This window comes from Nocardia sp. JMUB6875 (genome assembly GCF_041154655.1).
Classification (GTDB): domain Bacteria; phylum Actinomycetota; class Actinomycetes; order Mycobacteriales; family Mycobacteriaceae; genus Nocardia.
The window spans coordinates 1-9,368 of record NZ_BAAFGR010000230.1 but is presented as its reverse complement, the minus strand read 5'-3'; the positions used below and the strand labels follow the sequence as shown (position 1 = coordinate 9,368).

Here is a 9,368-nt window from a genome sequence, read left to right as displayed (position 1 = left end):
GGGGCGGAAATCGGAGTCGGTGCTGTAGCGGAAGCCGATGTCCTGCAGGAACTTCGCCTGACTGCTGTTGCTCAGGTCGGAGGACAGGGAGTTGTCGCCGAAGTTGTAGACGGCGATGGTCTTGTTCTGGAAGGTCGGGTGGGCGGAGCGGACCTGGGCCAGGGAATCGGTGGGGACGGTGCCGGTGACCACGGGGCCGCCGGTCGAATCGTGATTGACGGCGATGTAGGCGACGGTGCCCGAAAGGCCGAGCAGGGCAACGATCGCCGCGGCGATCAGGGCCAGGCGCACCCGCTTGGGCCGGTTCGGCGGGCGGGGTTCGATCCGTTCGGTGGGCGGCTCGTCCTCGACAATCGGTGGGATGAAAGGCATTTGGCCGCGCATCGCGATCTCGGCATCGCGGGTGAAGTCGCGGCAGGTGTCGTAGCGGTGGGCCGGATCCTTCGCCAGTACCTTCGCGATCACGGCGTCGAGGGCCGGGGGCAGGCCGGGGCGTAGCGCGCCGAGCGCGGGCGGCGGGTCCTGGAGGTGACCCAATGTCGCCTGGGCCAGCGAGTCCACGGGGAACGGCGTGCGCCCGGTCAGCAGCTTCACGAAAGCGCAACCGAGACTGTAGATATCGCCGCGATGATCCAGTGGCCCGGCCACCAGCCGCTCGGGCGGCGCGTAGGCCAGCGTGGCCATCAGGCTGTCGGTGGCGGTGAGCTCCCGGCCGTCGGAAATCGATTTGGCCACGCCGAAATCGGTGAGCAGCACCCGCTCCTCACCCTCGGGTAGCGAGACATCGTCCTCACCGCGCGAGAGCAGGAAATTGGCGGGCTTCACATCCCGGTGCAGCAGCCCGCGCCGATGCGCGTGATCGAGCGCCTTGCCGACCTCGGTGATGATCCGCAGCGCCCGCCACGGCGTCATCCCCTCCGGATGCCGCTTCAATTCGATCGAGGCGTCGGTGCCGGGCACGTACTGCATGGCGATCCACAGCCGCCCGTCCTCCTCGCCGCGCGCGTAGACGGTGACGATATTCGGATGATCGAGCTCGGCAGCGAGATTCGCCTCGCGCTCGAACCGGGTGCGGTAATGGTCGTCGTGCGAGAGATCCGCGCTGAGCACCTTCAACGCATCGAGCCGACGCGGAAATATCGGATCCTGCACCAGATACACGGTGCCCATCCCGCCACTGCCGAGCACCCGAATAATCCGGTAGCCCCCCACCACCGTGCCGGGCTGCAACGGCATTCACGTCCTCCTCATGCTGCCGGGTACCCGACGTCTCGAATGTAGCAATGTTCCCCGGACCCGGCCCGCCCTCAGATGTGACCGTAGGCCAGCAGTTCGTACTGCGCCGACAGCCGTTGGCGCAGGTCCTGGGACTGCTCGGCCCAGACCTCGGCCATGTAGTGCGAATACGGTAGGTAGCAGACGTATTTCGCGCCCGCGACATTGTCGTTCCTGGCCTGCAGACAGTGGGCGGTGGCCAGGCCGGGCGGCGGGTCGACGGGGTGGTAGCGGTCGGTCAGCTCGTCGACGAAGGCCGCGGTGAGGCGTTGCGCGCCCGCGGCGTCGCGGGTCCGGTAGATGCCGCTGAGCCCGTGCGCCACCAGATCGACTCCGGCGTCGTCGAAGGCGCGTTTCGAGGTCGCCGGGCGATCGTCGAGGGTGAGGGCGGCGTGCGGTGAATACAGTCCCTCGGTGCCGCGCGAATCGCCCCGGCCCGGCGGCAGGGTGCGGCTGAGCAGGTCCTCGGGGTCGGCGGCCAGGCCCGCGAGCCCGGAGATCGGGGTGGGCTGGAAGCTCTTCATGGATTCGATGGTGCGGTCCAGGGTCTTGCGGGTCGCCTCGAGCAGGGACGCCGGACCCTCGGGCACGGTCAGCTGATCCTCGGCCCAGATCCAGAACAGGAAATCGTCCTGCGCGTACAGGGTGCGCACCGATTCCAGGTTGGTGAGCACCGATTTCGCGCCAGGATAGCCCGGCACCGTCAGCGGTCCCTTGTTCGGATACTCCGGATCGTCCCGGCCCACCAGGAAATCCGCCGCCGCGGCGGCCTCGGCGGGTTTGGTGAACCGCAGGACCGAGATCTCCACCTCGAGGCCCAGCGACACATCCTGGCGATGCCGCCCGCTGGTCTCCCAGCCGGCGATCAGCCCCGGCGCGCCGTCATTGAAACCGTCGATGCCCATCGGCGGGTAATCGGCGGTGATGCCGTGTCCGCCACCGCCGATCACCAGCCGGTCGTCGATCTCGTAGACCAGCGGTATGTGCTCGGCCATCCGGATCGATTCCCGCACCAGATCACCCACGGTGATATCCGGCTTCTTACTGGTGATGTTCCGCGGCACCACCGGATAGTTGCCCGGATCCAGCTGCGAGACATCGACGGTCGGAACCTTGGTCGCAGGTGCCGCGGGCGGGGAGTCGCTCCCGCCGCAGGCCGCCGCCAGCGTGGTCGCAAAGGCCAGCAACAGGATTCGGCCGGAGCCTGATCGCACGATACCCATGATCGTCACCCGCTCCTGGCCAGCATCGAATACTGCGACGCCACCCGCTGCGCGAACGACGCCGGTTCCCCGCCGCTGAACTGCGCCACCGCGCCGATCACCGCGACATAGCGGCCGTACACCACCGCGCACAGGTAGCTGACCTGTCGAATCGGTTCGGGCTCATCCAATTTCAGGCAGGAGGCGTCGGGCAGCCCCGGCGGATTCGGCAGCACGTCGTCGTCGCGTCCGGGCTTGGTCAGCGCCGCCTGCAGCCCGAAGGCCGCGGCCAGATCTCTCGTCCGGTAGACGATCGCGCCATTGCGGGCGACGAGATCGACCCCGGCCGCCGTGTACGCCGTGCGCGCGGCGACCGCATCGCGTTCGTAGTGCAGCGCACCGGCGGGACTGTAGATCCCGCCCTGCGAGGAACCGAAATCGTCGCGGTCGGCCTGGTCGTATTTGTTGGGCAGTGTCATCCGCAGCAGGCCGGCGGGATCGGCGGCGAGATCCGGAATATCCTCCAGCGGAGTCGGTTTCAGGTCGGCGAGCTTGGCGAGCTGAGCCTGCAGCACGGCCTTCAGCCGCTGCCCGAGCGCCGCCGGATCCGCCTGCGGGATGACCGCGTGCCCGATGATCGCGTACACCCCGTGCACCGCGAAGATCTGCCCGCGCGCATCCCCGACCGACGAGGCGCGCGCGTCGAGCCCGTCGATCGGAATCGAGTGCAGCCCCGGCGCGGCCAGCGCATCGGCGAATCCGTCGGCGGCGGCCCTGGCGGCCTGCTCGCTCGGAAATCGCATGAGGGCCAGGGTGATGTGCTTGCGGGCGCGCACGCTGTTGTTGTTGCGCCAGATGTAGGCGCCCGCGATCAGCCGCTGCTGCTGGACGATCGGCAGCCAGCTCTTGGGGAAGGGCGCGTCGGTGCCGAGCGGATCGTCGGGATCGGCGAAATTGCTCTCGGAGGTGTCCAGGGTGCGGGCCCCACCCAGAAACGTGACGTCGGAATCGATTTCCTCCGGACTCGCCAGATAGGTGAACATCCGCCGCGACTCGATCCGATACACATCCTCGGGCAGGCCGTAGTTCGGGTCGTAGTCGACGGGCGCCGAAGGATACGGTCCCACAACCAGTTTCGGCCAATCCGGCGCGGTCATCCCGGGCATCGCGTGCCCCGGAATCGTGGACGGGCCCAGTGCCACGGCGAACGCCACCACCGAGGCCAAAACGACGATCACCAGCAAACCGGCACGCCACCTGCGGAATTCGCGAATTCGTCTCATCCGATCACCTGCTCGTCACCAGCACGTACTCGGCCGAGGTCATCTGATACAGCACCACCACGTTGGATGCCGCGACCTGCACGTTGTACCGGTCCACGTGAAAGGTGCACTGGTGGAACGCGGTGTAGCCGTTCTTCACGATCGCGAAGCAGCCGACATCGCCGGGAAAGCCCGGCGGCGGCGCGATCGTCTGGTGATCGTCCTCCGGATTGCGCCCCGGATCCCATTTGTCCCACAGCGCGGCCGCGGCCTTCCCGGTCCGGCTGTGGAACACCAGGGCGTCGCCGTAGCCGACCTGGTCGATATCGCCGATGGTCAGGAAGTCGAGGTCGCTGGCATCCAGGCTCTGGAGCGCGCCGCGGCCGGTGTAGGCCCCGTCGGGATCCGGGCGCATGGGCATTTGCGGATTGGAGGGCAGGGTGCGCCCGAGGATGCCGTCCGGATCCAGCGGCATGTGCTCGAACTTGTCCGCGGGCGTCGGCGTGAACTTGTCCAGCAGCGGCAGCGCCACGTCGAGCATGCGCTCGGTGCGCCCGGTCATATCGGGCAGATCCGGTGCGGCGGCCAATTCGTCGACGATCTTGATGAAGACGACGTAGCGGTCGTGCACGGTCCAGGAGCCCAGCGAGGCCACGTGTGGCCGCCAATGCGCCTTGCTGTCCGGGTATTTCGGCAGCGTGACCGGACGATTGTCGATGTTGTAGGTGAAGTCGTCCTGCTCGAGCGTCGGCCCGACCGCCGCCGCGCGCCCCGCGTCGGGCAGCTCCAGTACGGCGATGCTGAGCTTGCGATGCTTCTCGTCGTCCGGGGAGCCCGAGCACCAGGTGTTGACCCAGCCGCCGCGCAGATCGTGGGCGACATCGTCGAAGGTGTCGTTGATGAGGATGTCGGCCAGGCCCTTGTGATTGGTGACCAGGTGCGGGCGTACATCATTGGAGCATTCGTAGGTGTAGTCCCGGTCCGACTCGAACGGCAGCGCCACGTAATCCGAGAGCCGCTGCGATTCGCGGATGCGGGATTGCTTGTCGGTCTTGGCGTTTCCCACCACGCGCGGGGTGGTCTGATAGTTGCCGACCTCGAGGCTCGCGGGATCGGTCTGCTGCCGCACCGGCGTGCCCGCGACATCGGTGGTGCAGGCCGTCACGGTGGCGAGCACGAGCGCGGCGAACACCCATCCCGGCGCGCGCGACGCGATTGCTCTCACCAAGCCCCTCCTCCCGGCCCGAATTTTACCGTCGCCCAACACTTCTCGCGCGCCTTTGCCGAACGGCGCTGTGGCGTCGGACACGATCCCGCGGCGATCCGGACGCGGCGGCGTCTCGGTATGCGGGAGCGGTCCACCGCGCCGCGGGGCTACCGGTCGTTAACAAGTCGGCGAATTCGGTGGTCGGAGCGCCGCGACCCTCACCGGCAGGCATGTATCGCGGTGATTAACACAAATTCGCAAGCGCCGCGCCCGGACTGTGAAGATTGCACCGAACGGGACTTCGATGCCCGAACCGTATCCGCGGGCAGGTACCTTCTACGCATGTTCTCCAAAGTCCTGGTCGCCAACCGCGGCGAGATCGCCATTCGCGCCTTCCGCGCGGCCTACGAACTCGGCATCGGAACAGTGGCGGTTTTTCCGTACGAGGACCGCAACTCCGTGCACCGGCTCAAGGCCGACGAGGCCTACCAGATCGGCGAGCCCGGCCACCCCGTGCGGGCGTACCTGTCGATCGAGGAGATCATCAAGGCCGCCAAGACCGCGGGCGCGGACGCCGTCTACCCCGGTTACGGCTTCCTGTCGGAGAACCCGGACCTGGCCGCCGCCTGCGCGGCCGAGGGCATCACCTTCATCGGCCCGGCCGCCAGCGTGCTGGAGCTGACCGGTAACAAGGCGCGCGCCATCGCCGCCGCCAAGGCCGCCGGGCTGCCGGTGCTGCGTTCGAGCGAACCGTCCTCGGATGTGGACGCGCTCATGGCCGCCGCCGAGGAGATGGAGTTCCCGCTCTTCGTGAAGGCCGTCGCCGGTGGCGGCGGGCGCGGTATGCGCCGCGTCGCCGATCCGGCCCAGCTGCGCGAGTCCATCGAGGCCGCCGCGCGCGAGGCCGAATCCGCCTTCGGCGACGCCACCGTCTTCCTCGAGCAGGCGGTGGTCAATCCGCGCCATATCGAGGTGCAGATCCTGGCCGACCAGCACGGCAATGTCATGCACCTGTTCGAGCGCGACTGCTCGCTGCAGCGCCGGCATCAGAAGGTGATCGAGCTCGCGCCCGCGCCGAATCTGGATCCCGCACTGCGCGAACGCATCTGCGCCGACGCCGTGGCCTTCGCCAAGGAGATCGGCTACTCCTGCGCGGGCACCGTGGAATTCCTGCTCGACGAGCGCGGCAATCACGTGTTCATCGAGATGAATCCGCGAATCCAGGTGGAGCACACGGTGACCGAGGAGATCACCGATGTGGACCTGGTGCAGTCGCAGCTGCGCATCGCGGCGGGGGAGACGCTCTCGGATCTGGGGCTGAGCCAGGACGCCGTGCGGATTCGCGGCGCGGCGCTGCAGTGCCGCATCACCACCGAGGATCCGGCCAATGGCTTCCGGCCCGACACCGGCCGCATCACCGGCTACCGCTCGCCCGGCGGCGCGGGCGTGCGCCTCGACGGCGGCGCGAACGTCGGCGCGGAGGTCGGCGCCTACTTCGACTCCATGCTGGTCAAACTGACCTGCCGGGGACGCGATTTCGAGACCGCGGTGGCGCGGGCCCGGCGCGCGGTCGCCGAATTCCGCATCCGCGGCGTGACGACCAACATCCCGTTCCTGATGGCGGTGCTGGACGATCCGGACTTCCGCGCGGGCAAGGTGACCACCTCGTTCATCGACGAGCGGCCGCAGCTGCTCACCCTCAAGAGCTCGGCCGACCGCGGCACCAAGATCCTCAACTACCTCGCCGACATCACCGTGAACAAGCCGCACGGTTCGCGGCCGACCAAGGTGTACCCGCACGACAAGCTGCCCGCGCTGGACATGACCCAGCCCCCGCCGCCCGGCACCCGGCAGAAGCTGCTGGAACTCGGGCCGGAGGGGTTCGCGCAGTGGCTGCGCGATCGCGAGGGCGTGGCCGTCACCGACACCACCTTCCGTGACGCGCACCAGTCGCTGTTGGCCACCCGGGTGCGCACCAACGGCCTGCTCGACGTCGCCGGGCACGTGGCGCGGATGACGCCGGAGCTGCTGTCCATCGAATGCTGGGGCGGCGCAACCTATGACGTCGCGCTGCGGTTCCTGTTCGAGGACCCGTGGGAGCGGCTCGCGGCTCTGCGCGAGGCCATCCCGAACATCAACCTGCAGATGCTGCTGCGCGGCCGCAACACCGTCGGCTACACGCCGTACCCCGAGAAGGTCACGCGCGCTTTCGTTTCCGAGGCCACCGCGACCGGCATCGACATCTTCCGCATCTTCGACGCGCTCAACAATGTCGACCAGATGCGCCCGGCCATCGACGCGGTGCGCGAAACCGGCACGGCCCTGGCCGAAGTCGCCATGAGCTACACCGGCGACCTGTCCAACCCGAACGAGAACCTCTACACCCTCGACTACTACCTCAAGCTCGCCGAGGAGATCGTCGACGCGGGGGCGCACGTCATCGGCATCAAGGACATGGCCGGACTGCTGCGCGCACCCGCCGCGCACACGCTGGTCAGCGCGCTGCGCCGGGAATTCGACCTGCCCGTGCACGTGCACACCCACGACACCCCGGGCGGCCAGCTGGCCACCTACCTGGCCGCCTGGCAGGCCGGGGCGGACGCGGTCGACGGCGCGTCGGCGCCCATGGCGGGCACCACCTCTCAGCCCGCGCTGTCGGCCATCGTCGCGGCGGCGGCTAATTCGCCCTACGACACCGGGCTGGACCTGCAGAACGTGTGCGACCTGGAGCCGTACTGGGAGGCGCTGCGAAAGGTGTACGCGCCCTTCGAGTCCGGGCTGCCGGGCCCGACCGGTCGCGTCTACCACCACGAGATTCCGGGCGGTCAGCTGTCGAACCTGCGGCAGCAGGCCATCGCGCTCGGACTGGGCGACCAGTTCGAGGAGGTCGAGTCCAAATACGCCGCGGCGGACCGGATGCTGGGCCGGCTGGTCAAGGTCACCCCGTCCTCCAAGGTGGTCGGCGATCTGGCGCTGGCGCTGGTCGGTTCCGGCGTCGATGTCGAGGACTTCGCCGCCGACCCGGGCCGCTACGACATCCCGGATTCCGTGATCGGTTTCCTGCGTGGCGAACTCGGCACCCCGGCGGGCGGCTGGCCCGAGCCGTTCCGCACCCGGGCGCTGGCGGGCCGTGGCCCGGCCAAGCCGGAGACCCAGCTGACCGCCGCCGACGAGGCCGGACTCAACGGCACCTCGGCCGAGCGCCGGGCGACGCTGAACCGCCTGCTGTTCCCCGGACCCGCCGCCGAATTCCTCGCCCACCGCGAGAAGTACGGCGACACCACCGGACTGTCGGCCAACCAGTTCTTCTACGGCCTGCGTCATGACGAGGAACACCACGTCCAGCTGGACAAGGGCGTCACGCTGCTCATCGGCCTGGAGGCCATCTCCGAGCCCGACGAGCGCGGCATGCGCACGGTCATGTGCATCCTCAACGGGCAGCTGCGGCCGATCACGGTGCGCGACCGGTCGATCGCCAGCGAGGTGCCCGCCGCGGAGAAGGCCGACAAGACGAACGCGGGCCACATCGCCGCGCCGTTCGCCGGTGTGGTGACCCTGGCCGTCTCCGAAGGCGATTCGGTCGCGGTCGGCGACACCATCGGCACCATCGAGGCCATGAAGATGGAGGCCGCCATCACCGCACCGCGCGCGGGCACCGTCCGCCGCGTGGCCATCGCCAAGGTGCAGCAGGTCGAAGGCGGCGACCTCCTGGTCGACGTCAACCTCAACGAGACCGCCGCCGAATGACCCGCATCGTGGCCGGAACCGCCGGGGGCCGACGCCTACGCGTCCCCCCGGCGGGCACCCGTCCCACCTCCGACCGAGTCCGCGAGGCGTTGTTCAGCCTGCTGCACGCCCGCATGGATTTCGACGGCCTCCACGTCCTCGATCTCTACGCGGGCTCCGGCGCGCTCGCCCTGGAAGCCTTGTCCCGCGGCGCATCCCACGCCCTGATGATCGAAGCCGACCGTAAGGCCGCCACCATCATCCGAGGCAATATCGGCGACCTCGGCCTCCCCGGCGCGGAGCTGCGCCAGAACTCCGTCACCAGCGTCCTCTCCGGCACGCCCCCGGAACGCTACGACCTCGTCTTCTCCGACCCGCCATACGCCCTCGAGGTCTCCGACGTCGAATCCGACCTCCGCGTCCTCGCCGACAATGGCTGGCTCCACGACGACGCCCTCATCGTCGTCGAACGCTCCACCCGTTCCCCCGAAATCACCTGGCCCAAGGGCTACACCCACCTGAAATCCCGCGACTACGGCGAAACCCGAATCGACCTCGCCGAGTTCGAAGGCTGACAGCCGACGGATTTCGCAACTCCCGCTGGTCTCAATACCGACAGGAACGGACCGGAGTAGGGAGTGTGTGATGTCGGAATCAATTCGGACGGCTGTGGTGACCGGGGCGAGCCGGGGGTTC

At 68.5% G+C, this 9,368-nt stretch carries 6 protein-coding genes; 2 read left to right on the top strand and 4 right to left on the bottom strand.

What is annotated here, in order from left to right:
- The 4 genes from ACAM49_RS35840 to ACAM49_RS35825 form a co-directional block, all read right to left on the bottom strand.
- A partial coding sequence (locus tag ACAM49_RS35840) for a serine/threonine-protein kinase (RefSeq protein ID WP_369639981.1) occupies window positions 1–1,236 on the bottom strand: 1,236 nt, incomplete at its 3' end.
- A gap of 71 nt (window positions 1,237–1,307) precedes the next feature.
- Entirely contained in the window at window positions 1,308–2,498 is a 1,191-nt protein-coding gene (locus tag ACAM49_RS35835) for a hypothetical protein (protein WP_369639980.1), read from the bottom strand.
- 5 nt (window positions 2,499–2,503) lie between these two features.
- The gene (locus tag ACAM49_RS35830; RefSeq protein WP_369639979.1) at window positions 2,504–3,760 is read right to left on the bottom strand and encodes a hypothetical protein; all 1,257 of its coding nucleotides are present in this window, start codon (window positions 3,758–3,760) and stop codon (window positions 2,504–2,506) included.
- A gap of 4 nt (window positions 3,761–3,764) precedes the next feature.
- Window positions 3,765–4,964 (bottom strand): hypothetical protein, encoded by a 1,200-nt coding sequence (locus ACAM49_RS35825; RefSeq protein ID WP_369639978.1) that lies wholly within the window; start codon window positions 4,962–4,964, stop codon window positions 3,765–3,767.
- A gap of 324 nt (window positions 4,965–5,288) precedes the next feature.
- Between ACAM49_RS35825 and ACAM49_RS35820 the strand changes: the two genes are divergently transcribed.
- Both ACAM49_RS35820 and rsmD read left to right on the top strand, forming a co-directional pair.
- A complete protein-coding gene (locus ACAM49_RS35820; RefSeq protein ID WP_369639977.1) occupies window positions 5,289–8,693 on the top strand; it encodes a pyruvate carboxylase in 3,405 nt (1,134 codons plus the stop codon).
- Window positions 8,690–9,247 carry a 16S rRNA (guanine(966)-N(2))-methyltransferase RsmD gene (gene rsmD / locus ACAM49_RS35815; RefSeq protein WP_369639976.1) on the top strand — a complete coding sequence of 186 codons (558 nt, stop codon included), beginning with the start codon at window positions 8,690–8,692 and terminating at the stop codon, window positions 9,245–9,247. The genes ACAM49_RS35820 and rsmD overlap by 4 nt, the downstream gene beginning before the upstream one ends.
- The last annotated feature ends 121 nt before the right edge of the window (window positions 9,248–9,368 follow it).

What these genes read in the sequence shown, in the direction of transcription:
- ACAM49_RS35835 (WP_369639980.1), bottom strand. Translation starts at nt 2,498, where the DNA reads ATGGGTATCGTGCGATCAGGCTCCGGCCGAATCCTGTTGCTGGCCTTT.
- ACAM49_RS35830 (WP_369639979.1), bottom strand. Translation starts at nt 3,760, where the DNA reads ATGAGACGAATTCGCGAATTCCGCAGGTGGCGTGCCGGTTTGCTGGTG.
- ACAM49_RS35820 (WP_369639977.1), top strand. Translation starts at nt 5,289, where the DNA reads ATGTTCTCCAAAGTCCTGGTCGCCAACCGCGGCGAGATCGCCATTCGC.
- rsmD (WP_369639976.1), top strand. Translation starts at nt 8,690, where the DNA reads ATGACCCGCATCGTGGCCGGAACCGCCGGGGGCCGACGCCTACGCGTC.